The organism is Herbiconiux sp. 320_LB (assembly GCF_059691755.1).
The window spans coordinates 291,830-318,577 of record NZ_JCAWAD010000001.1 but is presented as its reverse complement, the minus strand read 5'-3'; the positions used below and the strand labels follow the sequence as shown (position 1 = coordinate 318,577).

27 protein-coding genes and 1 tRNA gene are annotated in these 26,748 nt (G+C 70.4%); 10 read left to right on the top strand and 18 right to left on the bottom strand.

The window, feature by feature from the left end:
• Positions 1-34: 34 nt before the first annotated feature.
• Positions 35-2,398 carry an ATP-binding cassette domain-containing protein gene (locus AC59HU_RS01460; protein ID WP_497221534.1) on the bottom strand — a complete coding sequence of 788 codons (2,364 nt, stop codon included), beginning with the start codon at positions 2,396-2,398 and terminating at the stop codon, positions 35-37.
• Between the two features lie 5 nt (positions 2,399-2,403).
• Positions 2,404-2,586 (bottom strand): hypothetical protein, encoded by a 183-nt coding sequence (locus tag AC59HU_RS01455; RefSeq protein ID WP_497221533.1) that lies wholly within the window; start codon positions 2,584-2,586, stop codon positions 2,404-2,406.
• A 171-nt stretch (positions 2,587-2,757) separates the two neighbouring features.
• Here AC59HU_RS01455 and AC59HU_RS01450 point away from each other — a divergent pair, with 171 nt between their 5' ends.
• Positions 2,758-3,369 carry a DUF308 domain-containing protein gene (locus AC59HU_RS01450; protein ID WP_497221532.1) on the top strand — a complete coding sequence of 204 codons (612 nt, stop codon included), beginning with the start codon at positions 2,758-2,760 and terminating at the stop codon, positions 3,367-3,369.
• Here AC59HU_RS01450 and AC59HU_RS01445 read toward each other — a convergent pair.
• Together AC59HU_RS01445 and AC59HU_RS01440 are read right to left on the bottom strand one after the other, a co-directional pair.
• A complete protein-coding gene (locus AC59HU_RS01445; RefSeq protein ID WP_497221531.1) occupies positions 3,366-3,845 on the bottom strand; it encodes an NUDIX hydrolase in 480 nt (159 codons plus the stop codon). The two genes, AC59HU_RS01450 and AC59HU_RS01445, sit on opposite strands and share 4 nt — an antisense overlap.
• 4 nt (positions 3,846-3,849) lie before the next feature.
• Positions 3,850-4,632 (bottom strand): SDR family oxidoreductase, encoded by a 783-nt coding sequence (locus AC59HU_RS01440; protein ID WP_497221530.1) that lies wholly within the window; start codon positions 4,630-4,632, stop codon positions 3,850-3,852.
• A 146-nt stretch (positions 4,633-4,778) separates the two neighbouring features.
• Here AC59HU_RS01440 and AC59HU_RS01435 point away from each other — a divergent pair, with 146 nt between their 5' ends.
• The 4 genes from AC59HU_RS01435 to AC59HU_RS01420 all read left to right on the top strand — a co-directional run bounded on the left by AC59HU_RS01435 (position 4,779) and on the right by AC59HU_RS01420 (position 7,530).
• A complete protein-coding gene (locus AC59HU_RS01435; protein WP_497221529.1) occupies positions 4,779-5,270 on the top strand; it encodes an NfeD family protein in 492 nt (163 codons plus the stop codon).
• Positions 5,267-6,208, top strand: coding sequence for an SPFH domain-containing protein (locus AC59HU_RS01430; RefSeq protein WP_497221528.1), 942 nt, complete (start codon positions 5,267-5,269; stop codon positions 6,206-6,208). The genes AC59HU_RS01435 and AC59HU_RS01430 overlap by 4 nt, the downstream gene beginning before the upstream one ends.
• Positions 6,171-7,076 (top strand): glycerophosphodiester phosphodiesterase family protein, encoded by a 906-nt coding sequence (locus AC59HU_RS01425; RefSeq protein WP_497221527.1) that lies wholly within the window; start codon positions 6,171-6,173, stop codon positions 7,074-7,076. The genes AC59HU_RS01430 and AC59HU_RS01425 overlap by 38 nt, the downstream gene beginning before the upstream one ends.
• Positions 7,077-7,164: 88 nt before the next feature.
• Complete coding sequence (locus AC59HU_RS01420) at positions 7,165-7,530, top strand: RNA polymerase-binding protein RbpA (protein ID WP_497221526.1); 366 nt, start codon at positions 7,165-7,167, stop codon at positions 7,528-7,530.
• Positions 7,531-7,563: 33 nt separating this feature from the next.
• Here AC59HU_RS01420 and lnt read toward each other — a convergent pair whose 3' ends face one another.
• Genes lnt through AC59HU_RS01370 form a run of 10 tightly spaced genes read right to left on the bottom strand, consistent with a single transcriptional unit; the run spans position 7,564 to position 17,916 of the window.
• Positions 7,564-9,102: an apolipoprotein N-acyltransferase gene (gene lnt, locus AC59HU_RS01415; RefSeq protein ID WP_497221525.1), complete on the bottom strand. Its 1,539-nt coding sequence runs from the start codon at positions 9,100-9,102 to the stop codon at positions 7,564-7,566.
• A complete protein-coding gene (locus AC59HU_RS01410; RefSeq protein ID WP_497221524.1) occupies positions 9,099-11,618 on the bottom strand; it encodes a DEAD/DEAH box helicase in 2,520 nt (839 codons plus the stop codon). The genes lnt and AC59HU_RS01410 overlap by 4 nt, the downstream gene beginning before the upstream one ends.
• Positions 11,618-12,370: a twin-arginine translocase subunit TatC gene (gene tatC, locus AC59HU_RS01405; protein ID WP_497222065.1), complete on the bottom strand. Its 753-nt coding sequence runs from the start codon at positions 12,368-12,370 to the stop codon at positions 11,618-11,620. Before tatC ends, AC59HU_RS01410 begins: the two co-directional genes overlap by 1 nt.
• Before the next feature lie 50 nt (positions 12,371-12,420).
• On the bottom strand, positions 12,421-12,768 hold the full coding sequence (gene tatA, locus AC59HU_RS01400) for a Sec-independent protein translocase subunit TatA (protein ID WP_497221523.1): 348 nt from the start codon (positions 12,766-12,768) through the stop codon (positions 12,421-12,423).
• A 4-nt stretch (positions 12,769-12,772) separates the two neighbouring features.
• Positions 12,773-13,111, bottom strand: coding sequence for a hypothetical protein (locus tag AC59HU_RS01395; RefSeq protein WP_497221522.1), 339 nt, complete (start codon positions 13,109-13,111; stop codon positions 12,773-12,775).
• A 9-nt stretch (positions 13,112-13,120) separates the two neighbouring features.
• Positions 13,121-14,110: a helix-turn-helix transcriptional regulator gene (locus AC59HU_RS01390; protein WP_497221521.1), complete on the bottom strand. Its 990-nt coding sequence runs from the start codon at positions 14,108-14,110 to the stop codon at positions 13,121-13,123.
• Positions 14,110-15,177 (bottom strand): helix-turn-helix transcriptional regulator, encoded by a 1,068-nt coding sequence (locus tag AC59HU_RS01385; protein ID WP_497221520.1) that lies wholly within the window; start codon positions 15,175-15,177, stop codon positions 14,110-14,112. The genes AC59HU_RS01390 and AC59HU_RS01385 overlap by 1 nt, the downstream gene beginning before the upstream one ends.
• Before the next feature lie 35 nt (positions 15,178-15,212).
• Positions 15,213-16,127 (bottom strand): hypothetical protein, encoded by a 915-nt coding sequence (locus AC59HU_RS01380; protein ID WP_497221519.1) that lies wholly within the window; start codon positions 16,125-16,127, stop codon positions 15,213-15,215.
• A 47-nt stretch (positions 16,128-16,174) separates the two neighbouring features.
• Positions 16,175-17,221 carry a tRNA (adenine-N1)-methyltransferase gene (locus tag AC59HU_RS01375; RefSeq protein WP_497221518.1) on the bottom strand — a complete coding sequence of 349 codons (1,047 nt, stop codon included), beginning with the start codon at positions 17,219-17,221 and terminating at the stop codon, positions 16,175-16,177.
• The gene (locus tag AC59HU_RS01370) at positions 17,218-17,916 is read right to left on the bottom strand and encodes an HAD family hydrolase (protein WP_497221517.1); all 699 of its coding nucleotides are present in this window, start codon (positions 17,914-17,916) and stop codon (positions 17,218-17,220) included. Before AC59HU_RS01370 ends, AC59HU_RS01375 begins: the two co-directional genes overlap by 4 nt.
• A gap of 91 nt (positions 17,917-18,007) precedes the next feature.
• On the opposite strand from AC59HU_RS01370, the gene AC59HU_RS01365 reads away from it, so the two are divergent.
• A complete protein-coding gene (locus tag AC59HU_RS01365; RefSeq protein ID WP_497221516.1) occupies positions 18,008-18,988 on the top strand; it encodes a proteasome assembly chaperone family protein in 981 nt (326 codons plus the stop codon).
• Positions 18,989-19,077: 89 nt separating this feature from the next.
• Here AC59HU_RS01365 and mshC read toward each other — a convergent pair whose 3' ends face one another.
• From mshC to AC59HU_RS01350, 3 genes are read right to left on the bottom strand one after another with little or no spacing between them, the layout of a single operon-like run.
• Positions 19,078-20,424 carry a cysteine--1-D-myo-inosityl 2-amino-2-deoxy-alpha-D-glucopyranoside ligase gene (gene mshC, locus AC59HU_RS01360; RefSeq protein WP_497221515.1) on the bottom strand — a complete coding sequence of 449 codons (1,347 nt, stop codon included), beginning with the start codon at positions 20,422-20,424 and terminating at the stop codon, positions 19,078-19,080.
• Between the two features lie 9 nt (positions 20,425-20,433).
• Entirely contained in the window at positions 20,434-21,261 is an 828-nt protein-coding gene (locus tag AC59HU_RS01355) for an undecaprenyl-diphosphate phosphatase (protein ID WP_497221514.1), read from the bottom strand.
• A 49-nt stretch (positions 21,262-21,310) separates the two neighbouring features.
• A complete protein-coding gene (locus AC59HU_RS01350; RefSeq protein ID WP_497221513.1) occupies positions 21,311-22,624 on the bottom strand; it encodes a M20/M25/M40 family metallo-hydrolase in 1,314 nt (437 codons plus the stop codon).
• Between the two features lie 104 nt (positions 22,625-22,728).
• Between AC59HU_RS01350 and AC59HU_RS01345 the strand changes: the two genes are divergently transcribed.
• The 4 genes from AC59HU_RS01345 (at position 22,729) to AC59HU_RS01330 (ending at position 24,809) form a co-directional block, all read left to right on the top strand.
• Positions 22,729-22,813, top strand: a tRNA-Leu gene (locus AC59HU_RS01345).
• Positions 22,814-22,946: 133 nt separating this feature from the next.
• Positions 22,947-23,456, top strand: coding sequence for a DUF1269 domain-containing protein (locus tag AC59HU_RS01340; protein WP_497221512.1), 510 nt, complete (start codon positions 22,947-22,949; stop codon positions 23,454-23,456).
• A gap of 32 nt (positions 23,457-23,488) precedes the next feature.
• Positions 23,489-24,091, top strand: a complete 603-nt coding sequence (locus AC59HU_RS01335) for a molybdopterin-dependent oxidoreductase (protein ID WP_497221511.1) — start codon at positions 23,489-23,491, stop codon at positions 24,089-24,091.
• Between the two features lies 1 nt (position 24,092).
• Positions 24,093-24,809, top strand: a complete 717-nt coding sequence (locus AC59HU_RS01330) for an FAD-binding oxidoreductase (RefSeq protein ID WP_497221510.1) — start codon at positions 24,093-24,095, stop codon at positions 24,807-24,809.
• Between the two features lie 31 nt (positions 24,810-24,840).
• Here AC59HU_RS01330 and AC59HU_RS01325 read toward each other — a convergent pair whose 3' ends face one another.
• Positions 24,841-26,664 carry a DEAD/DEAH box helicase gene (locus tag AC59HU_RS01325; protein WP_497221509.1) on the bottom strand — a complete coding sequence of 608 codons (1,824 nt, stop codon included), beginning with the start codon at positions 26,662-26,664 and terminating at the stop codon, positions 24,841-24,843.
• Between the last annotated feature and the right edge of the window lie 84 nt (positions 26,665-26,748).

Genomic DNA, 26,748 nt, shown 5'->3' with positions numbered 1-26,748 from the left:
GACGGTGGCCGAAACCGCCGCGGTGGGCGCCGGTTCAGGCGCCGACGTAGGCGGCTAGGTGCTGCGCCGTGAGCGTCGTCCGGTCGGCGACGAGATCGGCCGGTGTTCCCTCGAAGACGATCGAGCCGCCGTCGTGGCCGGCGCCCGGCCCGAGGTCGATGATCCAGTCGGCGTGCGCCATGACGGCCTGATGATGCTCGATGACGATCACCGATCTGCCCGAGTCGACCAGGCGGTCCAGCAGGCCGAGCAGCTGCGCGACATCCGCCAGATGCAGGCCGGTCGTCGGCTCGTCGAGCACGATGACGTCGCCGGGCCCACCCAGGTGCGACGCGAGCTTCAGGCGCTGCCGCTCGCCGCCGGAGAGCGTCGTGAGGGGCTGACCGAGGCTGACATAGCCGAGCCCCACATCCGTCAGCCGCGTCAGGATCGTGTGCGCGGCCGGCAGCCGCGCGTCACCGGCGCCGAAGAACTCCGCCGCCTCGGAGACCGGCATCTCGAGCACCTCGCTGATGTTCCTGCCCCCGAAGGTGTATTCGAGGACGGCGGCCTGGAAGCGCTTGCCGTCGCACTCCTCGCAGACGCTCGTGACCCCCGCCATCATGCCGAGGTCGGTGTAGATCACCCCCGCGCCGTTGCAGACGGGGCACGCGCCCTCCGAGTTCGCGCTGAACAACGCGGGCTTGACGCCGTTGGCCTTGGCGAAGGCCTTGCGGATCGGCTCCAGCAGACCGGTGTACGTCGCCGGATTACTGCGACGCGAGCCCTTGATCGGGCTCTGGTCGATGGCCACCACGTTCTCGCGCTTCGAGATCGACCCGTGCACCAGCGAGCTCTTGCCCGAACCCGCGACGCCGGTGACGACCACGAGCACGCCGAACGGAACGTCGACGTCGACCCCCTTCAGGTTGTGCGACGCCGCTCCCCTGACCTCGAGCTGACCGGTCGCCGGGCGCACCGCGCTCTTGACCGACGCCCGGTCGTCGAGGTGCCGACCGGTCAGGGTCCCGCTCGCCCGGAGCCCTTCCAGCGTGCCCTCGAAACAGATGGTGCCGCCGGCCGTCCCGGCACCCGGCCCGAGGTCGACCACGTGGTCGGCGATCGCGATCGTCTCGGGCTTGTGCTCGACGACCAGCACCGTGTTGCCCTTGTCGCGGAGGCGTCGCAGCAGCACGTTCATCCGCTCGATGTCGTGCGGATGCAGGCCCGCCGTCGGTTCGTCGAAGACGTAGGTGACGTCGGTGAGCGACGAGCCGAGGTGCCGCACGAGCTTCACCCGCTGCGCCTCTCCCCCGGACAGCGTGCCCGACGGCCGGTCGAGCGAGAGGTACCCCAGCCCGATGCCGACGAAGGAGTCGAGGGTGCGCGCGAGCCCCTCGAGCAGCGGTGCCACCGAGGGTTCGTCGAGGTCGGCGACCCAGGTGGCCAGGTCGCTGATCTGCATGGCGCAGGCATCGGCGATACTGATGCCCCGGATGCGCGACGACCGCGCCGGCGCGCTCAGCCGGGTGCCCTCGCAGTCCGGACAGGCGGTGAAGGTGGCCGCGCGCTCCACGAAGGCGCGCACGTGCGGCTGCAGCGAGTCGATGTCCCGCGAGAGGAACGAGCGCTGCACCTTGACGATCAGCCCCTCGAAGGTGAGGTTGACGTTGTCGACCTTCACCTTGATCGGCTCGTGGTGCAGGAAGGCGTCGAGCTGCTTCGGCGTGAAGTCGCGGATGGGGACGTCGGGGCTGAAGAACCCGGCGCTCTTGACGATCCGCAGCATCCACCCGTCGGCGGTGTACCCCGGAACCGTGATGGCGCCCTCGGCGATCGACTTGGAGTCGTCGTAGAGCTGGGTGCGGTCGATGTCGGAGATCGCCCCGCGCCCCTCGCATCGCGGGCACATGCCCCCGGTCACGGTGTACGTCTTCCTGACGGCCTTGCTGCCCTCGCCGCGGTCGACCGTGATCGCGCCGCTGCCGGTGACCGACGGTACGTTGAACGAGTACGCGTTCGGCGACCCGACGTGCGGGTCGCCCAGCCGGCTGAACAGGATGCGGAGCATCGCGTTCACATCCGTCGCCGTGCCGACGGTCGACCGCGGGTCGGCGCCCATCCGTGCCTGGTCGACGATGATCGCGGTCGTGAGCCCCTCGAGCAGGTCGACGTCCGGACGGGCCAGGGTCGGCATGAAGCCCTGGAGGAAGGCGCTGTAGGTCTCGTTGATCATCCGCTGGGACTCGGCGGCGATGGTGTCGAAGACCAGCGAGCTCTTGCCCGACCCGGAGACTCCCGTGAAGACCGTCAGTCGCCGCTTCGGGATCTCGAGGTCGACCCCCTGGAGGTTGTTCTCGCGCGCGCCGCGAACCCGGATGACCTCGTGCCGATCGGCGACGTGCTCGCTGGTGTCCATGCCGGTCATGATATTCGAGGGCCGTCCCGGATGCGGGGTGCCAGCGACAGCACGTGCGGCGACGGGACCTCCGACGACGGGATCCCCCGCTCCTTAGCGGGCCCACTCCCCTGCGGCGCCCCGAGCACCACGACGATCGCCCACACGATCACGGCGATGCTCGCCGCGGTGACGATCGTCGGAACCACGACCGCCTCCTTCCCCGCCGACGGACTATACTCTTTCATATTGATATGAGTATACCTCAACAAAACACGAACACCACGCTATTCCCGACGCGGGGCGGAGCGCTAGATTGAGCGGAGAACACCGCATCCGGGCGCCGCCGTGAGGCCAGCCCACGTCCTCAGGGGGAGAACATGACCACGCCGACCACCACGCCCGGATCCTCGACCGGCTTCTGGCTCTTCGACCACGACCTCACCGCTACCGCGCTGCGCTGGCTGAAGGCGGGACTGTGGGTCCGCGCGATCCTCTCGGTCGTGCTCGGCATCGTCGTCCTGGTGCTGGCGTTCAACAACCCCGACGCCATCGTCTACACGATCGCGTTCCTGTTCGCGGTCTACTTCTGGATCGTCGGGCTCATGCGCATCGTCGGCGGCATCGTCAACAACTCGGTCACCGGCGGCCTCCGGGCGCTCAACATCATCCTCGGCGTGCTGCTGATCGTCGCGGGCGTCGTCGCCATCCGCAACCCGGTCGTCTCGCTGATCGCGCTGGCGCTGGTGATCGGCTTCTCGTGGATCCTCGAGGGCGTGCTCGCCGTGATGGAGACCGCGCAGGACAGCTCGAAGTGGTTCGGCACGATCCTCGGCGTGGTCTCGGTCGTCGCCGGGATCGTCGTGATCTTCCTGCCGCTGGAGTCGATCGGCATCCTGGTGCTGTTCGCCGGGATCATGCTGATCGTGACGGGCATCTTCGCCGCGATCACCGCCGCCACGATGGGCCGCACGGGCGCGAAGACGATCTAACCGACGACCCCGCCCCACACCGCGGCGAACTCCACGGGCTCGAACACCTCACCCGACGCGGTCACGTCGGGAAGGCTCCACCACCGCCACTCCTCGACGTCGACGCGCTCGTCGTCGGTCCAGTTCTCGTCGACCGGCGAGAACCGCGGCACGCGGTGGAGGTACCACTCCTCGTGGTAGCTCCGCGGCACGCCGGGCGCGGGCTCGGCCACGAAGTCGCGCGCATAGACCGGTTCGCCGAGCACCCGCTCCGGCACGACCAGGCCGGTCTCCTCGAACAGTTCGCGCACGGCCGCCTCGCGGTGGGTCTCCCCCGGCTCCAGGTGCCCGCCCGGCGTCAGCCACCGGGTCGGGTTCGAGGGCACGTCGGCGCGGGTGAGGAACAGCAGCGCCTCCCCGGCCTGGTCCAAGAGCAGCACCCGGGATTTCAGGATGAGCGCGTCGGCGGGCGTGGCCGCATCCGCCCCGCCGCCCACGGCCCTACTCCTCGCTCTGGTCGAAGTCGGAGACGTCGCCGACGTAGCGGGTGTGGTTGGCCGGGATGGGGTCGACGGCGGCCGCGGCGACCTCGGCCGCGAACTCGCTCACGTTGTACAGCCGGCCGGCGGCCTCCTTGCGGGCACCGATCGCTCCCGGGTTCGCGCGCTCGAGCAGGGTCGCGGTGATCGTGCCCTCGATCATGTCGCCGGAGACCACGACGAAGCCGATGCCGAGCTCGTCGAGCTTCGGGATGAGAGCACGCAGCGCGTCCTCCCCCGCGCGCTTGGAGAGGGCGACGGGCTCGTACTCCGGCATCGTCGCCGTGGTGCGGATGAAGTGGGCCTGGTGGCTGGTCACGAACACCACGCGGGAGCCGGGCGCCATGAGCGGCAGGGCCGCCGTGATCACGTTGACCTGCGCGTCGCGGTTGAGCGCCATCGCGTAGTCCTCGGCCATGCCGGACTCCATGCCGCCCGAGGCGTTGAGCACCAGGATGTCGAGCCCGCCGAGGTCGGCCTGCACCTGGTCGAACATGGCCGCGACGGAGGCGGGGTCGGTGAGGTCGGCGCCGACCACGATCGCCGCGCCACCGGCCTCGCGGATGCTCGTGGCGAGCTTGGCCGCGCGGGCCTCCTTGTTGCGGTAGTTGATGACGACCGAGGCCCCCGCCTCGGCGAAGTAGCCGACGGTGTCGGCGCCGATGCCGCGGGAGGAGCCCGTGACCAGGGCCCTCTTGCCGGCGAGCGATTCGGGGGCGAGCGGACCGGTGGTGGATTGCGTCACGGAGAACTCCTCGGTAGATCGAACGACGCTCCGAGACTACCAAGTAGCCGATACTCCCCTGGCTATCGGGTCCGGGCCTGCTACCGTCGAAGGGGAAGGGTCGCCCGTCCACGGCCGGCCGCTCCCCCGTCGGAAGGAGACCGCTGATGCTCGAGTTCCTCGACTCCTATGCCTGGATCCTGTGGCTGGGGCTGATCCTCGTCTTCGTCATCGTCGAGATGCTGACGCTCGAGTTCACCTTCCTGATGATCGCGATCGGCAGCTTGGGCGGCCTGATCACCGGCGCGTTCGGCGCCGAGTGGTACTGGCAGGTCATCGTGGCCGCGCTGCTCTCGGTGCTCCTGCTGCTCACCCTCCGCCCGCCGCTCCTGCGTCTGCTGAAGCGCGGCGGCGATCCGGCCAAGAGCAACGTCGACGCCCTCCTGGGGCTCGAGGGTCTGGTGCTCGACCAGATCACCTCGACCGCGGGGCACGTGAAGCTCGCCAACGGCGACACCTGGACCGCGCGGGTCTCCCCGCTCACCGACGACCGCGAGCTCGCCCGGGGCGAGCGGGTGCTCGTCACCGCCATCGACGGGGCGACGGCCATCGTCGTCCCGGCCGCCCGACCCTCCGAACGACAGGAACCGATCCTATGAACGACATCGTCGGCCAGGTGGTCGTGATCGTGATCGTCGCGATCATCGTCATCTTCGTGCTGGTCGTGGTGGGGCGCGCGGTGCGCATCATCCCGCAGGCCCGCGCCGGCGTCGTCGAGCGCCTCGGGCGGTACCACAAGACGCTCATGCCGGGCCTGAACATCCTGGTGCCGTTCATCGACCGCCTCCGTCCGCTGATCGATCTGCGCGAGCAGGTCGTGTCCTTCCCGCCGCAGCCGGTGATCACGGAGGACAACCTGGTCGTCTCGATCGACACGGTCGTCTTCTTCCAGGTGACGGATGCCCGGGCGGCCACCTACGAGATCGCCAACTACCTCGGCGCGGTCGAGCAGCTCGCGACCACGACCCTCCGCAACGTGGTCGGTGGCCTCAACCTCGAAGAGGCCCTCACCAGCCGCGATGAGATCAATGGCCAGCTCCGGATCGTGCTGGACGAGGCGACCGGCAAGTGGGGCATCCGCGTCTCGCGGGTCGAGCTGAAGGCGATCGACCCGCCCGTGTCGATCCAGGACTCGATGGAGAAGCAGATGCGCGCGGAGCGGGAGCGCCGCGCCGTCATCCTCACCGCCGAGGGCACCAAGCAGTCCGCGATCCTCGAGGCCGAGGGGCACCGGCAGGGTGAGATCCTCCGAGCCGAGGGCGACGCGAAGGCCGCCGTCCTCCGCGCGCAGGGTGAGGCCGAAGCGATCACCACGGTGTTCGAGGCGATCCACAAGGGCGAGCCCGACAACCTCCTGCTCGCGTACCAGTACCTGCAGACCCTGCCGAAGATCGCCGAGGGCAGCGCGAACAAGCTCTGGGTCATCCCGAGCGAGCTGACCGAGGCGCTCAAGGGCATCGGCCAGGCCTTCGGCGAACGCGGCGATCGCACCGATCGCGGTGAGCGAGGTGAGGGTGCCCCGCCGCGCGCGGAGTAGCCGCGCCCGCACCGCCCGCTCCCGCACCGGCCGCGCCGCCGCCCATACCGACCGCACCGCCACCCGCACCGCCTGGTTCGCCCCTGCCCGCCCGCGCATCCTGGCGCACCGGGGCCTCGCCCTCGACGTGCCCGAGAACACGATCGCGGCCTTCGACCGCGCGATCGCCGCAGGGGCGCAGTACGTCGAGACCGACGTCAACGCCACGGCCGACGGCGTCGCCGTGGCCAGCCACGATCCGTCACTCGACCGGGTGGCAGGCCGCCCCGACCTGATCGCCGACCTCACGCTGGCCGAGCTCCGCGAGGTCGACCTGGGCGGGGGCCGCTCCTTCGCGACGCTCGCCGAGGTGCTCGCCGCGCATCCGGAGACCCGCTTCAACATCGACATCAAGTCGGCGGATGCCGCCCTGCCCGCCGCGGCCGCGATCCTCGAGGCGGGCGCGACCGACCGCGTGCTCCTCACCTCATTCTCCTCCGCCCGCCGACGCGCGGCGGTCGACGCCGTCGAGGCCGGCGGCCGGCGCATCGCCGCCTCGGCGTCGGCGGCCGAGTTCGTGCCCGCCCTCGTCTTCGCCAAGCTCGGCATCGTGCCGCTCGTCCGCGCCGCGCTCCGCCGGGTGGATGCGGTCCAGATCCCGTCGCGCATCTACGGCTTCTCCACGACCACGCCGCGCATCATCCGCCGCTTGCACCGGGCGGGTGTCGAGGTGCATGTCTGGACGATCAACGACGTCGAGGTCGCCCGCGACCTGCTGGCGCGCGGGGTCGACGGGATCGTCACCGACCGGGCCGACCTGATGCTGGCATTGGTCGCCTCCGGCCACGGTGGTCAACCCCCCGAACTGGGATCTACCCGAATTCGCTGAGAGAGTACTGGTAATAGCGGCGCGCGGAAAGGATTCACTCAGCCGAGCGGTTTATAACCGAGGAAGCAACGCGAGAGGAGACCACACAATGGCAGATCGCAGTTTGCGCGGAATGCGTCTGGGGGCACAGAGCCTGCAGAGCGAAGAGGGTGTCGTCTTTTCACCCCGGAGTTCGTACACGTACCGATGCGCCACCTGTGGCCGCGACACCGAGATGGTGTTCTCGGCCGAGGCAGAGGCCCCCGAGACCTGGGAATGCAAGTTCTGCAGTCACGAGGCCACCCTCATGGTGGGCAGCGAACCCGTCACGATCGACCGGGCCGATGCGAAGACGCCCCGCAGTCACTGGGACATGCTGCTCGAGCGACGCACCCGTGCCGAGCTCGAAGAGCTGCTCGAGGAGCGGCTGCAGTACCTTCGTTCCCGTCGTGGAACGCAGAAGATCGGCGCCTGAGCGCAGTCGATCCCGATCGAACGCCGCACGACCTCAGGGTCGGCGCGGCGTTCTCGTCGTTAAGGCGACCGCGAGGGCGCCGAGACCGAGCCCGGCGAACAGCCACTCGATCTGGAAGCCCAGCAGGGACGCGGGCGTCGGGGCGGTCGCGAGCGGGACGTCGGCGACCATCGTGCCGGCCTCGTAGGGCGGGATCCCCGCCAACCGGCTCCCGTCGGGCGCGATGATCTCGCTGGTGCCGACGGTGGAGATGTTGACGACGCTCTTGCCGAACTCGACCGCCCGCAGCCGCGCGATCGCGAGCTGCTGCACGTTCTCGTCGGTGCGGCCGAAGTCGGCGTTGTTGGTCTGGGCGAGCACGACCTGGGCGCCCTCCCCCGCCATGGCGCGCATCACGGCGTCGTCGGTGATGTCGAAGCAGATCGAGACCCCGGCCGTGAGGCCGTCGATGTCGTAGGTGAGGTCGGTGGTGCCGAACTCGTAGTCGCGGGTGACCAGGTCGACCAGGTCCGGCGCGAGGGCGTGGAAGAAGTCGCGGTTCGGCATCCACTCGGCGAAGGGCACCGGGTGCCGCTTGTCGTAGTAGTCGGTGACGCCCCCGTTCTGCCAGAGCAGCGAGGTGTTGTAGACCTTGTCGCCGCGCTGCTGGATGGTGCCGACGACCAGCGGCACGCCGCCGAGCTCCTGGCTCACCGCGTCGAGGGTCTGGGCGGCGATCGGGTACTTCGCCGGGTCGAGGTCGGAGGCGTTCTCCGGCCAGACGACCAGGTCGAGCTTCTGGCCCTCGAGAGCGGCGGAGGCCGCGACGTGGTCGCTCAGGATCTCACCGGGCGCGTGCGGGGCGAACAGCCCCGCATCCGCGTTGCCCTGCACCCCCGCGATGCGGGAGGTGCCCGAGGTCACCGCGGGCCAGGCGGGGACGGCTAGCGAGGCGGCGATGGCCGTGGCGCCGATCAGCGCGCGGGTCGAGGCACGGACGCCGCTCTCGCGCACGAGCTGGATCAGGAAGGCGACCAGCCAGACCAGCACGAAGCTGAGCCCCGCCATCCCGAACCAGGCGACCAGGCCCGCGTACGGCGACTCGGACTGCGACATCGCGACCCGGCCCCAGGAGAACCCGCCATAGGGGAAGATCGAGTTCACGCCCTCCCGAAGGATCCAGAGCCCGGCGACGGCGACGGGCACGATCAGCAGCCGGCTGCGGGCCGTCGTCCAGGTGCGGTCGGCCCGACGGTAGAGCAGGGCGATCAGGATGGCGCCGAGCCCGAAGTAGATCGCCTCGAAGCCGGCGAGCCCGAGCCACGGCACCGGCCCGAGGTAGAGCGTGAGCCAGGAGATGTGCACGCCCCAGAAGGTCGCGCCGGCGACCGCGCCGATCAGGAGCGCGCTCCCCCAGCGGCGGCCGATCAGCGCGGTGAGCACGATCGCGACCCCGACCAGGGTCAGCGGCCACCAGCCCTTGTCCGGAAAGCCCGCGTCGAGGGCGATGCCGGCGCCGACCGCGCCGATCAGGGCGAGCCAGAGCGGCATGACGGGCGCGGTGAACCCTCGGTCGGTCGTCGTCACGTTCATGCGACCGAGGAGTAGGCGACGATACCGCGGCGCACCGCGTCGATGGCCGAGCGGGCCGTGGCGGCCACCCGCGCATCCGAGGTGCCCTGCAGCTGGTCGAGGAGGTCGATGGTCTGCTTCGACCAGCGCACGAAGTCGCCGGCGGCCAGGTCGGCGAGGGTCAGCACCTCGTCGAGCGACCCGCCCCGGGCCCAGCGGTGCATGGCGGTGCTGAGACCCAGCGAGACCGGGTTGCTGCCCGGGAGCCTGTGGTCGCGCTCGATCTCGTCGATCGTCGCCCAGAGCTCCTGGGTCTTCTCCAGCGCCGGGCGGAACGCGCCGCGGGGCAGGAAGCGCTCGGGCGTCTCGCTCTCGTCACGACGGGGCTCGAAGACCAGGGCGCAGGCGATCGCGGCGAGCGAGGCGGGGTCGAGCTCGCGCCAGACCTGCCGGCGGATGCACTCGGCGACGAGCAGGTCGCGTTCGCCGTAGATCCGCTTCAGGGTGTGGCCGTGCGAGGTGAGCACGGTCTCGCCCTCCTCATCGGTCGTGAGGTAGCCGAGGCCGAGCAGCACGTCGGTCACCCGGTCGAAGACCTTGGCGATCACGTTGGTGCGGGTCTGGATCTGCTGGGTCAGCTTGTCGGTCTCGCGCTTCAGGGTGAACCAGCGCTCGGCCCAGCGGGCGTGGGCCTCGCGATCCTTGCAGCCGTGCACCGGATGCGAGCGCAGCTGGCCGCGGAGCGCCGCGATCCGCCGCTGCCGCTTGTCCCGGTCGCCGCGCGAGAGGGTGTCGGCCTTGCCGGCGCCCGAACGCTCCAGGTCGGTCAGTTCGCGACGGATGCGCGCGTACTCGCGGAAGTCGCCCAGGTGGCAGGTCATCGCCTTGTCGAAGCCCTCGAGGGACTCCTCCTGCTGGCGCACCTTCCTGGCCAGGTCGACCACGGCGCGGTCGGCCTGGAACTGGGCGAACGAGGACTCGAGGATCTCGCGGGTGCGCGGCCGGCCGAACTGGTCGATCAGGTTCACGGCCATGTTGTAGGTGGGGCGGAAGCTGGAGTTGAGCGGGTAGGTGCGCCGCGAGGCGAGCGAGGCGACCTCCTGGGGGTCGAGCCCCTCGCGCCACTGGATGACGGCGTGCCCCTCGACGTCGATGCCGCGGCGCCCGGCGCGGCCGGTGAGCTGGGTGTACTCCCCCGCGGTGATCGGCACGCGGGCCTCGCCGTTGAACTTCTCGAGCTTCTCCAGCACCACGGTGCGGGCCGGCATGTTGATGCCGAGCGCGAGGGTCTCGGTGGCGAAGACGACCTTGACGAGCTTCTTCTGGTACAGCTCCTCGACCACCTCCTTGAAGGCGGGCAGCATTCCGGCGTGGTGGGCCGCGACTCCGCGCAGCAGACCCTCGGTCCACTCCCAGTAGCCGAGCACCGCGAGATCCTCGTCGAGCAGCGTGCGGCAGCGTTCGTCGACGATCTGCCGGATCTCCTCCCGCTCCTCCTCGGTCGTCAACCGCACCCCGCCGCGGAGCACCTGCTTCACGGCCTGGTCGCAGCCGACCCGGCTGAAGACGAAGAAGATCGCCGGCAGCAACCGGTGCTCGTCCAGCAGGGCGATCACGTCGGGACGGTCCATCCGCTCGAAGCCGCCGCCACCGTGCGGTCGGGGTCCGCCGCCGCGCCCGTTGTTCCGGCCGTTGCGACCGCGGCCTCCGCCACCGCCCCCTCCGCCGCCGCCGCCGCGGTAGCCGCCGCGGCCGCGGTTGTGGGCGCCGAGCGAGGCGCCGCCGCGCACGAGCTGGGCGAGCTCGGGGTTCACCCGGTTGGTCGCGGCACGGCCCGTGGAGTCGAACAGGTCGATCAACTTGGTCTTGACCAGCGCGTGCTGGTCGAGGGGCACGGGCCGCTCCTCCGAGACGATCACCTCGGTGTCGCCGCGCACGGCCTGCAGCCAGTCGCCGAACTCCTCGGCGTTCGAGACGGTGGCCGAGAGGGAGACCAGCTTCACGCTCTGCGGGAGGTGGATGATCACCTCTTCCCAGACGGCGCCGCGGAAGCGGTCGGCGAGGTAGTGCACCTCGTCCATCACGACGAAGCGCAGGTTCTTCAGCAGCCCCGAGTCGGCGTACAGCATGTTCCGCAGCACCTCGGTGGTCATGACCACGATCCGGGCGTCGGCGTTGATGTTGGTGTCGCCGGTGAGGAGGCCCACCTCGTCGGGGCCGTACTCGGCGACGAACTCGTTGAACTTCTGGTTCGACAGCGCCTTCATCGGCGCGGTGTAGAAGACCTTGTCGCGCACCGACTGCATGGCCAGGTGCACCGCGAACTCCGCCACCACGGTCTTCCCGGCGCCGGTCGGGGCGGCCACCAGCACGCTCCGGCCGTCCTCCAGCGCTCCGGCGGCCTCGATCTGGAACGGGTCGAGGTCGAAGCCCATCCCCGCACGGAACAGCTCGACCTGGGGGTGACCGGCGCGCTGCCGGCTGGCCGCGTACCGTTCGGCGGGGCTCAGCACCTCGGTGTCCTTTCGGGCGGCCATCAGACGGCCAGTTCGACGTCGAACCGCTCGGCGGCGCGGCGCGCCCGGCGGTCGTGGAGCCAGGCGATCCCGGCCGCGGTGAAGTAGAGCAGCACCATCGGGATGGCGAGGAGGAACATCGACATCACGTCGGCGGCCGGGGTCGCGATCGCGGTGAAGAGGGTGATCGCGAGGATGGCGATGCGCCAGGACTTGAGGATGGCCGCGGCGCTCAGCACCCCGGCGAAGTTGAGCAGTACCAGGAAGACGGGGAGCACGAAGGCGATGCCGATCGCCAGCACGAGCTTCAGCACGAAGTCGAAGTAGGAGCGCGCGGTCAGGAGGGCGGTGGTGCCCTCGGGCGCGAAACCGGTCAGCAGGGTGACCATGTGCGGCAGCACGAACCAGCCCGCGGCGCAGCCGGCGAGGAAGAGCGGCACGGCCGCGGCGAGGAAGCCCACCGCGTAGCGCTTCTCGGTCTTCTTGAGGCCCGGCATGACGAAGGCCCAGAGCTGGTACAGCCACACCGGCGACGAGACGACCACACCGACCGTGAACGAGATCTGGATGCGCAGGTCGAACGCCGAGGAGACGTCGGTGAAGTTGAGGCTGGCATTGCGCCCCTGCTCGGCGGCGAGCTCGGAGATCGGCCTGATCAGGGCGGCGAGCACCCAGTCGGAGACGATGTACCCCGCGATCATGCCCACCACGATGGCGAGGGCGGCGATGAACAGCCGCTTCCGCAACTCGATCAGATGGGCGCCGAGCGACATCCGACCGTCGCGCGAGCGCGGGGGCCGCGGCGACTTGACGGCCACCGGCCCTACGGCTTCGGGGTGTCGGGGGCGCTCTCCGGGGCGGGCGCGGGGGCGACGACCGGGGCGGGCGGTGCGACGGGCTGGGCGGCAGCGGGCGCGGGCGACGCGGCGTCGGCGGTCGCCGCCGGAGCAGCGGCGGCCGGGGCGGCAGCGGTCGGAGCGGCAGCCGTCGCGGGCGCCTGCGCGGCGCGCTCGGCGGCGCTCTCGTCCTTCATCGCCTTGGTCTCGTTGCGGAAGATGCGCATGGACTGGCCGAGGCTCCGCGAGAGGGCGGGAAGACGGGTCGCGCCGAACAGCAACAGGATGACGACCAGGAGGACCACCAGGTGCCACCCGTTCAAGTTGGCGAACATGCGTCTACTTCCTCAGAGTCGGAATCGTTTCGGGATTGATCAGCAGTTTACCCCGCGCCAATCGGGCTTCCCTGCGTGCCTGCTTCTTTTCGGCCCTGACCTCTTCATGACGCTCGTGCATCCGGGCCACGACGGGGTAGCCGAGTTCGATCGCGTTGTCGACCGGTTCGGGCGAGAGCTTCTCGACGTTGTCGGTGAGCGCCGCCACCTTCTGGCCCAGTTCGTCCAGGGCCCCGAGGGTCGCGGTGAACTTCTTGAACAGGCGGTAGCCGAGCCAGGCGAGCATGCCGAGCAGACCCAGCACCAGAACGGTCCAGATGATCAGCCACGCCCACCACGCCATCCGGACAGCCTATCCGGCGTACCGGGCGAGGGCGTCCTCGGCCCAACGCACGACCTCGGCGCGGGCCTCGGGCGGGTCCACGATCGTCACCGCGCCCGGGCGGGCCGTGACCAGGCGCTTGAGGCCGTGGATGTGGGCGACGCGGATGCGGGCGCGCACCCGCCCCGAGTCCCCCGCCACCGCATCCGGTTGCAGTTCGCTGTTCGAGACGAACTCGCCCAGCAGCGAGACCGCGGTCGGGTCGAGCTCGATCGTGACGATGAGGTCGTCGTCGCCGCCCTGGAAGAGCGTGTCGCCGAGCGGGAGGTCGGCGTGGGTGGCGACCACGGTCTCGTCGGTCACCGCGATCGCGGTCATCCGGTCGAGCCGGAAGGTGCGGACCGCCTCGCGGGCGTGGTCCCAGGCCCGGAGGTACCAGTTCTCGTCGTCCGAGTCGATGCGCAGCGGGTCGACCCGGCGGCGCTCCTGCGAGCCGCGCGAGGAGAGGTAGTCGAACTCCACCTGGCGGCCCCGGGCGAGCGCTTCGCGCACCTCGCGGAGCGAGACCGTGGCGTCCGATCGGGCGACCGCCACCTGGCTCGGGCTCTCGGACGCGCCCCGGGCGAGCTTGTCCATCAGCGAGGAGTACACGCCCTGGTCGACGTTCTCGGGCAGCGACTGCAGGTACTGCAGCCCTGCGATGAGCGCGGCGGCCTCGCGGGCCGAGAACCGGGGCGAGTCGTCCAGCGCCACCTGGTGGGTGATCACGATCTCGTCGCGGTCGTCGAAGTCGTCCCAGGAGATGTCGAACAGATCACCGTGCTGGTACTGCATCGTCTCGCCCGGGATGCCGGAGACCGCGATCAGCGAGACCGCGTCGCGGATCTGCTTCTCCGAGACCTGGAAGTGCCCGGCGGCCTCGGCGACGCTCACCCGCCCGACGTCGAGCAGGTAGGGAACGAGGGCCAGCAGGAAGGTCAGCTTGTCCTGCGCGTAGGCGAAGGGCTGGGCGGCGGCCATCAGAGCACCTCCGCCCGGGAGGGCGGCGGCGGCGGGGAGCTCGGTGAGGAGCCCGCCGGAGAGCTCGGTTCATGGGCGGCCACCGCGGCATGGAGCCGCGACACGACCGCGTCCACCAGCGGCTCGGGCCCGACCACCCGCACTTCCGGCCCGAAGCCCGCGAGCTCGTCGGCCAGGAGCGCCAGGTCGGTGAAGTGCACCAGCACCCGGTCGCCGTCGCCGAGCCGCGCACCCCGGCGGTGGCTCAGCCGCACGGCGGCGTCGGTGCCGGGCGCCACCTCGAGCTCGGCCACGTTCGACTGCCAGATCTCCTCGAGCTCGGCCAACGCCGATTCGGCGTGGTTGCCGGGCGGCACCTCGAGCGGGGTGCGACCGAGCCGCACCGGTCCGACGATCCGCGACAGCAGGAATGTGCGCGGCTCCCCCACCCGCTGGTCGATCGCCTTGAGGTGCCAGCGCCCCTGGTGCTGCACGAGCGCCAGCGGCTCGACGGTGCGCAGGCGCGCCGCGGGTTCGCCGGGCTTCAGATAGCTGAACGAGGCCGTCACGTGTTTGGCCAGCGCGTCCGACAGCGGGTCGAAGGCGGCGTCCCGGGTGCGGATGCGCGGCGCGTAGCCGAGCACGGGGTCGCTCGTCTCCGCCCCGATGGAGCGGAGCTTCAGCAGCGCCCGCCGCGATTCGCGCGAGAGCGATCCCTCCCGCCAGGCCATCGCCGCGAGGTTCAGCAGCGTCGTCTCCTCTGCCGAGAACGCGATGTCGGCGGGCAGCTCGTAGGCCCCGCGCGGGATGCGGTAGCGCAGCGCCTGGTTGTTGCCGACGTCGGCCGGATCCTCGATCGTCTCCAGCGGCACCCCGAGTTCGCGGATGTCGTCCTTGTCGCGCTCGAACTGGCGCTCCAGGCTCGCGTTGTCGCCGCGGACGGCGTACCGCTGGCGGTAGCCCTGCACGGTCGAGAGGATCTCGTTCTTGGTCAGCCCCGCATCGGTCGCCAGCAGCGCGAGCACCAGGCTGAACAGTCGCTCCTCCACCGGGACGGCGGGGGCGGACTGCTTCCGGGGGGTTGGCACGCTGGAATTCTACGTCGGCCGGGGGCCCGGCGGCCCTACGGCTGGGTGACGACGCCGAGGATGTCGATGACGTAGGCCGTCGCCGAACCGCTCGAGTCCGGCAGCACGACGAGCACCTCGGAGCCGACGGTCTGCCCGATCAGGTACTCCGCGATGCCGGCGGGCTGCTTCGAGCCCTGCGTCTTCGTAGTGTCGTCCGATGCCAGCCACAGCTGCGGTGCGCCGGTGACCCAGGTGGAGTTCGCCTCGTCGACCTTCTTGGTCGTGTACGACACGTCCGTCCGCTGCACCAGCAGGGCGTCGCCCTCGGCCACGACGGCGCCGTCGCCCTTCTTGAGCAGGGTCGACTTGGCCTCGGTCGGGGCCTCGCCGGTGATCAGCACGCCGGGGCGGCCGTTCTCGTCGTGCACGACGCTCGGGAAACCGGATGCGGCGGGCTGGTCGGCGCCGTTCGCCGCCTGCGGGTACGCGGTCGTGACGTCGAAGACCATGACCACGGAGCCGGTCGCGGCGGGGTCGATCTGGGTGCCGATGTCGTTCGGCAGCACGACGGCCACGCGCTCGCCCGGGCCGGTGCAGGCCAGGGTGTTGCGGAGGCCCTCGGGCAGGGACTCGCTCAAGGCGACCAGACCGGACTTGGCCTGACCCACCTGGCTGCCGGAGTCGCCGTCGAAGATGGAGTAGACCACGTCGACGGTGCCGCCGAGGCCGGCGGGCGTGCCCTCGTCGTCGGAGACCAGCACGGTCGCCTCGGTCGTGTCGGTGACCAGGGGCGACGGGAAGGTGGCGGTCACGTTCGTGGCGCCCACGTCACCCGTGACGCTCACCGCGTTGCTCGAGTCGCCGGAGGCCGGCATGGCGGAGCAGTCGGGGCCCGCGGGCGACCCGCTGCACGCTGCGAGCGACAGCAGCAGACCTGCCGACAGAATGAGCGCGAGAGACTTGCGCACGGATCCTCATTTCCTGCGTTCGACGAGCGGGAGCCCGGGGAGCGAAACTATCCTAATTGATCGGGGTCGGTCGTATTCCCGCGGGCTTCGCGGGCCTTCGCCGCATCCGCCGTCGCCGTCGCGGCACGCACGCGCTTGCGCAGGCTCTTGGCGCTGATGCCCCGTTCGCCGAGGGCGCCCGGGGTCCAGGCCTCGACGTCCTCGTCCGAGAAGTCGCTCTTGGAGGCGCGGCGCTTGAGCTCGGGCAGCACGGCGCCCGGGGCGAGGCGACGGGCCGTGACGAGGAAGCCGGTGTGCCCGATCATCCGGTGGTCCGGCCGCACGGCGAGGCCCTCGACGTGCCAGCCGCGCACCATCGTCTCGCTCGGGTCGGGGTTGGTGAACAGCCCCGAGTCGCGGAAGGCCTCCACCACGCGGGAGAGCTGGGTCACGGTGGCGACGTAGCAGAGCACGACTCCCCCGGGCTTGAGGGCGTCGGCGACGACGTCGACGCACTCCCACGGCGCGAGCATGTCGAGCACCACGCGGTCGACGGTGCCGTCGGGATGCACGGAGGGCAGCGCCTCCTGCAGGTCGCCGACCGTGACGGTCCAGCCGGCCGGGTCGTGGCCGAAGTAGGCGGCGACGTTGGCGCGGGCGACGTCGGCGAACTCGTCGCGGCGCTCGAAGCTGGAGAGCCGGCCCTCCGGCCCCAGGGCGCGGAGGAGCCAGAGCGAGAGGGCGCCGGACCCGACCCCCGCCTCGACGACGGTGGCGCCGGGGAAGACGTCGGCCTGGGCCAGGATCTGCGCGGCATCCTTCGGGTAGATGATGGCCGCGCCGCGCGGCATCGACATCACGAAGTCGGTCAGCAGCGGGCGGAGCGCCAGGTACTCGACGCCGACGGTGTTCGAGACGACCGAGCCGTCGGGCAGGCCGATCAGCGAGTCGTGCTCGATGGCGCCGCGATGCGTGTGGAAGACCTTGCCCGCCTCGAGCGTGATGCTGTTGAGCTTGCCTTTGGGGCCGGTGAGCTGCACCCGGTCGCCCTCGCGGAACGGTCCGCTGAACTGGGGAGTAGGGGCCGCCTTCGAGGCGGTGTCCTGATCGGTCATGCGCGTGCCTCCTCGGGGCGGGTGTCGGAGGCCTGCCGAACCTCGGCCAGCACCTCGGCGAGGTCGTCCGGGGTGCGGCCGTCCAGTGTCGGCCAGACGCGGTGCGCGCCGGAGTCGTCGAGGGCGAGCAGGTGCTCGACGCCGACCACGGCGGCACCGGAGGCGACGGCGGAGGTGACGCCGGTCACCGAGTCCTCGATCGCGACCGAGCGGGTGATGTCGACGCCCAGGGCCGTCGCGGCCGTGAGGTAGGCCTCGGGATGCGGCTTGCTCTCGGTGACGTCGTCGGCCGAGACGATCGCGGCGAAGGCGTCGAACGGGATGAAGGAGGCGACGTGGCGGGCCATCCGGCCGATCGACATGGTGACCAGCGCCATCGGCACGCCCTCGGCGTGCAGCGCCTGCAGCAGCTCCAGGGCTCCGGGCCGCCACGGCACGTGGGCCGTGATCTTCTCCATCACCTTGCTCGACATCAGGTCGATGATCTCGGGCACCGGCATGTCGACGCCGTACTCCTGCAGGATGCGCGCACTGCGCTCGAGCCCCGATCCGATCAGCGTCATCGCGGCCTCGTGGGTCCAGGTGCCGCCGAACGCCGAGACCAGCTCGGCCTCGGTCTCCATCCAGTACGGCTCGGTGTCGACGATGGTGCCGTCCATGTCCCAGAGGACTGCGGCGGGCGAGGAGTGGGTCACGGGCCACAAGTCTACGGGGCGAACGCCTATCCTTGATTGAGGCTCCCGCACCGTGCGGAGGTCTCGACCGACGAGTGAGGTACCCACCACGGTGACAGAGAACGGAATCCTCCGCGGGCGACTGCTGCTGGTCGCCTTCGAGGGCTGGAACGATGCCGGCGAGGCCGCCACGGGTGCCTTGAGAGTGCTCAAGGACCAGTTGGACGTGGTGCCGATCGCCGATGTCGACACCGAGGAGTACTTCGACTTCCAGTTCAACCGGCCGAACGTGACCGTCGACGACGACGGCAAGCGCGTGCTGGTCTGGCCCGGTGCCACGATCTTCGGGCCGGACGACACGACCGAGGATGCGGAGGACGAGGCGGGCGTGCCCGAGGCGTCCGATGACGTGGATTCGGATGTCGGCGAGGCCGACGCCGATGCAGGCGCCGACTCCGCGCCCGTCGCGGGCGGTGCCGACCGTTCCCAGGTCTACCTGCTGATCGGTTCCGAGCCCTCGCGCAACTGGCGGAAGTTCACCGCCGAGGTGCTGGCCACCGCGCTGGCGGAGGACGTGACCGGCATCCTGCTGCTCGGCGCGATGCTCGCCGACGTGCCGCACACCCGCCCGATCTCGGTCTTCGCCACGAGCGAGAACCCGATCGTGCGCAACGAGCTCGACATCGAGCGGTCGACCTACGAGGGCCCGGTGGGCATCCTCAGTGCGATCGCCGAGGCCGCCGAGAACGAGGGCATCCCCACCGTCTCGATCTGGGCCTCGGTGCCGCACTACGTGCACAACGCGCCCTCTCCCAAGGCCACGCTGGCGCTGATCGACAAGCTCGAGGAGTTCATCGACATCGACGTCGACCGCGGCGAGCTCGTCGACGAGTCGACGGCCTGGGAGTCGGGCATCGACGCCCTCGCGGGCGACGACGAAGACATGGCGGCGTACATCCAGCAGCTCGAGCAGGCCCGCGACACGGTCGACTCGCCCGAGGCGAGCGGCGAGGCGATCGCGCAGGAGTTCGAGCGCTACCTCCGCCGCCGCGGCGACGGCCGCGCGGGTGACGAGCCCTGGCGACGCGAGTAACCCACGGGTCGTGTTCGTACGGGCAGCTATGAACGCCTATGCGTGCATATCGCACGCATGACGTCTCTCAGCAGCCCGTTCGGACACGACTAGAGCCGGATGCCCAGCAGTGCGTCCAGCGCGTCGGCCGCGAGGGCGTGCGAGGTGGCGGAGTGCGGCTCGGTGAACCAGTCGTCGAAGGCCTCCAGGGCGCCCGGCGTGTCGAGGTCGTCGTGCAGGCGGCCGCGCACCCGCGCGAGCAGGGCGAGCGCGTCATCGCCGTCGGTACCCGGAGCGGGCACGGAAGCCGAAGCCGCGTCCTGTCCCGAGGCCGTATCCCGCTCCACCCCGGCGTCTGCGTCCGAACGAGCATCCCGCTCCACGGCGGCCCGCCACCCGGCCAGCCGCTCCGCGGCCCGTGCCTCGTCGCCCCGGTGCCACTCCCAGTCGTCCCGGTAGGGGTGAGCGAGGATGGCCAGCCGTACCGCGGCGGGCTCCACGCCCGCGGCGCGCAGCTGCGACACGAGCACGAGGTTGCCGAGCGACTTGCTCATCTTCTCGCCGTCGAAGGCGACCAGTCCGCCGTGGGCGTTGACGTCGGCGAAGCGCCGGCCCGTGAGGGCGGTGGCGTGCGCGGCGCTGAACTCGTGGTGCGGGAAGACGAGGTCGCCGCCGCCGCCCTGAACCCCGATCCGGTCGCCCAGGGTCTCCCGCGCGATCACCGAGCACTCGATGTGCCAGCCCGGCCGGCCGCGGCCGACCACGGAGTCCCAGGCGGGCTCGCCGGCGCGCTCGGCGCGCCAGAGCAGCGGGTCGAGCGGGTCGCGCTTGCCGCTGCGCGCCGGGTCTCCCCCGCGGGCGGCGAACAGCTCGCTCATCACCGCGCGGTCCAGGCCGCTCTCCGATCCCAGCACCCAGGGGGTCGCGGCCTCGGCCGCGGCGATGTCGAAGTACCAGTCCTCCTCAGCCCCCTCCGCCGCCTCGGGCGTGGGCACCGGATAGGCGATGCCGCGGCGGCGCAGCTCGTCGACGGCGGCCGCGATCTCGTCGATCGTCTCGGTCACGCCGAGGTAGGCGTCCGGCGGGGTGACCCGCAGGGCCGCCATGTCGGTCCGGAACAGCTCGATCTGGTCGGCCGCGAGCTCCTGCCAGTCCACACCGGTCGCCGTGGCGCGCTCGAGCAGCGGGTCGTCCACGTCGGTCACGTTCTGGGTGTAGGAGACCGTGAGCCCGGCATCCAACCAGGTGCGCACCAGCGTGTCGAAGGCCAGGTAGGTGGCCGCGTGCCCGATGTGCGTGGCGTCGTAGGGCGTGATCCCGCAGACGTAGAGCGTCGCCTCAGGGGTGTCGCCCGAGGGGGTGGTGTCGAGGAACCGCCCGCTCGAGTCGTCGTGCAGCCGGGGCGCGCGGCCACGGCCGGGAAGCGGGGGGATGTCGGGTCGGGTCCAGGAACGCACCGGACAAGCCTAATTCGCCGGAATGACTCCGGCGGCCAACAGCACGATCAGCACCGCACCGAGCGCGATCCGGTAGATCACGAACGGCAGGAAGCTGCGCCGCGAGATGTAGCTCATGAAGAACGCGATCACGACGAGCCCGACGACGAACGCGATCAGCGTGGCGACCGCGGTCTCCAGCGGGCCGTAGACCGAGGGCTCGTTGAAGCTCTTCGCCACCTGGAACAGTCCGCTGCCGAAGACGGCCGGGATGGCGAGGAGGAACGAGTACCGGGCGGCCGCGCGGCGCTCGTAGCCCATGAACAGTCCGGCCGTGATCGTGCCGCCCGAGCGCGAGACGCCGGGGATGAGGGCGAGCGCCTGCGCGAGGCCGAAGACGACGCCGTGGCCGACCGTCAGATCCTTGAGCCTGCGGTTCTTCGCCCCGACCCGGTCGGCGATGCCCAGCAGGATGCCGAAGCCGATCAGGGTGGCCGCCACGATCCACAGGGAGCGCAGGGTGGTCTCGATCGCGTCCTGGAAGATGTAGCCGAGGATGACGATCGGGATCGAGCCGACGATGATCAGCCAGCCCATCCGGGCATCCGGGTCGTTCCGCGGCACGGAGCCGGTGAGCGAGCGGGCCCAGCGCGAGATGATCCTGACGATGTCGCGCCAGAAGAACACCACCACCGCCGTCTCGGTGCCGAGCTGGGTGATCGCGGTGAAGGCCGCCCCGGGGTCGGCGGCTCCCGGCAGGAACTCGCCCAGGATGCGCAGGTGCGCGCTGGAGGAGATCGGCAGGAACTCGGTGAGGCCCTGGACGAAGCCCAGGATGACGGCGTTGAGGAAGTCCATGAATCCCTTTGGAGTGATCGGGGCGGAGAGGTCCGCGAGCCGGCGGGGATCAGTACCGCAGCAGCAGGTCGGTGAGAACGTCTGTGCCAAACCCTAGCGCGTCCAGCGGCACCCGTTCGTCGACGCCGTGGAACATGGCCGGGAAGTCCAGCGCGGCCGGCAGCTGCAGCGGCGCGAAGCCGAAACCGCGGATGCCGAGGAGGCTCAGCGCCTTGTTGTCGGTGCCTCCGGAGAGCAGGTAGGGCAGCACCTCGGCGCCCGGATCGTGGCGCTGGAGGCTGTCGATCATCTGCTCGACCAGGGCGCCGTCGAAAGTGGTCTCGAGGCCGATGTCCTGGTGCGACACGACGATCTCGATGTCCTCGCCCACCAGCTCGCGGATCTCGGCCATCACCTGGTCCTCGTGGCCGGGCAGCACGCGCACGTCGAGCATGGCCTCCGCGCGGTCCGGGATGACGTTGTGCTTGTACCCGGCGGTGAGCCCGGTCGGGTTCGTGGTCGTGCGCAGGGTCGCCGAGATGAACCGCGACGCCGTGCCGGTCGCGATCGCGATCTCGTCCGGGCTGAGCGTCTGCGCATCCGTGCCGAGGATCTCGGCCACCCGGGCGAGCAGCTGCGTAGTGGTCGCGGTGAGGTGCACCGGCCACTCGCGGCTGCCGACGGCGGCCACGGCCCGTGCCAGGCGGGTGACGGCGTTGTCGCGGTTGATCTGCGAGCCGTGACCGGCGGTCCCGCGGGCGACGAGCTTCATCCAGATCAGGGCCTTCTCCCCCGTCTGCACGAGGTAGGCCCGCTTGCCGTCGAGGTCGATCGAGTAGCCGCCGACCTCGCTGATCGCCTCGGTCGCGCCACGGAACAGCTCCGGATGCTCGGTGACCAGCGGATGCGAGCCGTAGACCCCGCCGTTCTCCTCGTCGGCGAAGAACGCGATCACGAGGTCGCGCTCGGGCTGACGGCCTGAGCTGAGGATGCGGTCCAGGCTCGACACGATCATCGCGTCCATGTTCTTCATGTCGACCGCGCCGCGGCCCCAGAGCATGCCGTCCTTCACCACGCCGCCGAAGGGATCGACCGACCAGTCCTCGGCGATCGCCGGGACCACGTCGGTGTGCCCGTGCACGACTAGGGCGGGCTTGGACGAGTCGCGGCCCGGCACACGGGCGACGATGCTGGTGCGCCGGGGTGCGGTGTCGAAGCTCTGCACGATCAGGCCGAGCCGCTCGAGGTGGGCGGCGAGGTACTCCGCCGCCTCGGTCTCGCCGTTCGACCGGCCCTCGCCGAAGTTCGACGTGTCGAACCGGATCAGGTCGCGGGCGATCCGCGTGGTGAGGTCGAGTCCGTCGTCGTCCGCGGTGGAAGTCATGCCCATCACGCTACCCGCAGGCACCGCACGGGGGTGCGATTGCGCCCTCGCCATCCGTGCTATTGTCTTCTCTTGGCGCTGGAGAGATCCGGCGACAGACACCCGTCCGGGTGGCGGAAATGGCAGACGCGCTAGCTTGAGGTGCTAGTGCCCGTATAGGGCGTGGGGGTTCAAGTCCCCCCTCGGACACTGTGGGCACGGGAGACCGTGTCAGAACACAGAACTGGTTGAGACAGTACGAAGACCCGGTCGTTGCGACCGGGTCTTCTGTCGTTAACCCGCTTCCCCTACGCTCGTGCAAAAGGGAAAGGAATCCACACTCATGGCAGATCTGATCGTGATCGCGTTCGACAACGAGACCGACGCCGAGGGCGCGTACGAGAAGGTGCAGGAGCTCCAGGGCGACCTCATCGTCGAGCTGGCCGGCCTCGCGCTCGTCAAGGTCGACGCCGAGGGCAAGACCCATGTCGAGCACCCCGGTGCGGCCGGCAACATCGGGCTGGGTGCCGCGAGCGGAGCCCTCTTCGGCACGCTGATCGGCATCCTCTTCTTCGTGCCGTTCTTCGGCCTGGTCTTCGGCGGCCTGATCGGCGCGCTGTTCGCGGGGATCGACAAGACGGGGCTCAACAGCGAGTTCCGCTCGCAGGTCAAGGAGTCGGTCGGCGCCGGTAAGTCGGCCGTCGTCATCTACACCGTGAAGCTGACCGAGGACAAGTTCGCCGCGGCCATCGCCCCGTTCAACGGCACGGTCATCAAGACCTCGCTCAGCGAGGCCGACGAGAAGGCCCTGATTCACGATCTGTCTGAGCAGCCCACGCCCGCCTCGGCGTAAGCTGACCCCACCGCAGCGGGAGGAGAGCACCAATGGGAATCGTCACACCAGGATTCTTCGGCAAGCATCGCGAGGCCGATCCGAAACTGCCGCCGGGGCAGTACGAGACGAAAGACTTCCCGGTGCTCTCCGCCGGCCCCACCCCGAACATCCACCAGGGCGAGTGGCAGTTCTCGATCACCACCGAGTCCGGCGACGTGAAGCGCTGGACCTGGGACGAGTTCATGAAGCTGCCGATCGAGACGGTGAACACCGACATCCACTGCGTCACGCGGTGGTCGAAGTTCGACACGACCTGGCGCGGGGTCTCGCTCGACACCCTGTTCGCCGAGGTCGACACGAAGTACGGCTACACGATGGCGCACTCCTATGGCGGGTACACCACCAACGTGCCCCTGGCCGACCTGCTGGGCGGCAAGGCCTGGGTCGTCTTCGAGTTCGGCGGCGAGCCGCTGGATCCCGAGCACGGCGGGCCCGCGCGCCTGCTGGTCCCCCACCTCTACTTCTGGAAGAGCGCGAAGTGGGTCACCGGCCTCACGATGCACGAGACCGACGAGTTGGGCTTCTGGGAGGTCAACGGGTACAACGCCTACGGCGACCCGTGGAAAGAGCAGCGCTACTACTACGATTCCTAAAGTGGACTGGGTAGTAGCCGATGTGGTCGGCATTCATGAAGAGACGCCGACCGCTCGCACCCTGATGCTGAAGGTGCCCGGCTGGAGCGGAGCGCTCGCGGGTCAGCACATCGACATCCGCCTCACGGCGCCCGACGGGTACCAGGCCGCCCGGTCGTACTCGCTCTCCTCGGCCGCCGGCGACGAGCTCGCGGCGGTCAGCGTCGAGCTGATGCCCGACGGGGAGGTCTCGCCCTATCTCGTGCGCGGCGTCTCGGTGGGCGACCAGCTCGAGGTGATCGGCCCGCTCGGCGGCTGGTTCGTCTGGCGGCCGACGCAGGAGGAGCCCATCCGGCTGATCGGCGGCGGGTCGGGCATCGCTCCGCTGGTGTCGATCCTGCGCACCCACATCCAGAGCGGCAACACCGCCCCGGTGCACCTGCTCTACTCGGTGCGCACCCCCGAGTACGTCTACTTCCACGACGAGCTGATGGACCTCACGGCGAAGGCCGGGGCCGACGTGACGATCCAGTACACCCGGCAGGCGCCCTCGGACTGGACCGGTACCGTCGGGCGACTGGATGCGGCGCGGGTCACCGCCTGGGCCGCGACCACCGAGCCGACCTCCTCCACCTACATCTGCGGCCCGACCCGTTTCGTCGAGCTGGCCTCGGATGCGCTGGTCGCCTCGGGGGCCGACCCCGCGACGGTGCGCACGGAGCGCTTCGGCGGCGCGTAGGCCGTCCACCGTCCAGCGCCCATCGGTGCCCTCAGTGCCCGCTGGCGCTCATCCAGCGGCGCACGGTCACGATCCGCGCCTGCAGCTGGGTGACGCTCGCCTGGGCGACCGCGGGGCCGCCGCAGATCCGTCGCAGCTCGGCGTGGATGAGGCCGTGCGGTTCGTTGGAGGTCTTCGACCAGATGCCGACGAGCGAGTTCAGCAGCGTGCGCTGCTCCTTGAGGGTGCGGTAGAGCGGCGCGGGCACACCGCCCTGGTCGGGCGCGTCGCTCTTCGGCATCCCGGTCTTGGCCTGGTGCTTCTGCTGCCGGGCCTGCCGATGCTGCAGCAGGTCCTTGACCTGCTCGGGCTCCAGCAGCCCGGGCAGGCCGAGGAAGTCGAGCTCCTCCTCGCTGCCGACGACGGCCTGGAAGCCGAACTCGCCGCCGTCGTAGACCACGCGGTCGAAGGTCGCCTCCGACCCGATCGCCTGAAAGGTGAACTCCTCCATCAGGCTCTCGGACGCGCGGTCCTCCTTGTTCGCCGCCGCGACCATGGCGTCTTCGGGGTTGTAGAAGTCGCCCTCGGGGTTCTCGCCGTCGTCGCGCTTGTCGAGGGCGTGATCGCGCTCGAGCTCGAGCTTCTCGGCCAGCGCCATCAGCGAGGGCACGTTCGGCAAGAAGATGGATGCGGTCTCGCCGCGCCGACGCGCCCGCACGAAGCGACCGATCGCCTGGGCGAAGAACAGGGGCGTCGAGGCGCTCGTGGCGTAGACGCCGACGGCGAGGCGGGGCACGTCGACGCCCTCCGACACCATTCGCACCGCCACCATCCACCGCGAGTCGCCGTTCGAGAAGCGCTCGATCCGGTCCGAGGCTTCCTTCTCGTCAGAGAGCACGACGGTCACCGACTGCCCGGTGATCGACTCGAGGATGGCCGCGTACGCGCGCGCGACGGTCTGGTCGGTGGCGATCACCAGTCCGCCCGCATCCGGGATCGACTGCCGCACCTCGGTCAGCCGCTTGTCGGCGGCGCCGAGCACCTGCGGGATCCAGTCGCCCGCCGGGTCGAGTGCGGTGCGCCAGGCCTGCGAGGTGATGTCCTTGGTGTTGCCCTCGCCGAGGCGGGCCTCCATCTCGTCGCCCACCTTGGTGCGCCAGCGCATGTGGCCGGCGTAGACCATGAACAGCACCGGGCGCACCACGCCGTCCTTCAGCGCGCGACCGTAGCCGTAGCTGTAGTCGCTGCGCGAGAGGCGGATGCCGTGCTCGTCGGGCAGGTACTCGACGAACGGGATGGGCGAGGTGTCGGAGCGGAAGGGTGTCCCGGTGAGCGAGAGCCGTCGGGTGGCGGGCTCGAAGGCCTCGCGGACGGCGTCGCCCCAGCTGAGCGCGTCGCCGCCGTGGTGCACCTCGTCGAGGATGACGAGCGTGTCGGCCCCCTGGGTGAGCTCGCGGTGCAGCGAGGCCCGGGCCGCGACCTGCGCATAGGTGAGGGCGACGCCGTGGAAGTGCCGGCCGAAACGGGACTCGCTGTTGCGGAAGCCGGGATTCAGCCGGATGCCCGCCCGGTCGGCCGCATCCGCCCACTGCCGCTTGAGGTGCTCGGTGGGCGCCACGACGATCACCCGGTCGACCGTGCGCCGGTGCAGCAGCTCGGAGGCGAGGCGGAGGGCGAAGGTCGTCTTGCCCGCGCCGGGCGTCGCGGCGGCGAGGAAGTCGCGGGGCTCGGTGGCGAAGTAGGCGGTCAACGCCTCCTCCTGCCAGGCCCGGAGCCGGCCGGCGGTGCCCCACGGGGCCCGGGCCGGGAACGACGGTGAGAGGTGCCCTGCTGCGCTCGTTCCGGGTGCCGGTTCGAAGAGGGGCTGATCTGTCACGATGATCCAAGATACCCCCTGCTCCCGACAGCCCGTCGCCGTCGGCGGCGTTACCCTGGAGGAACCGCGGGGCAGCTGCTCGGC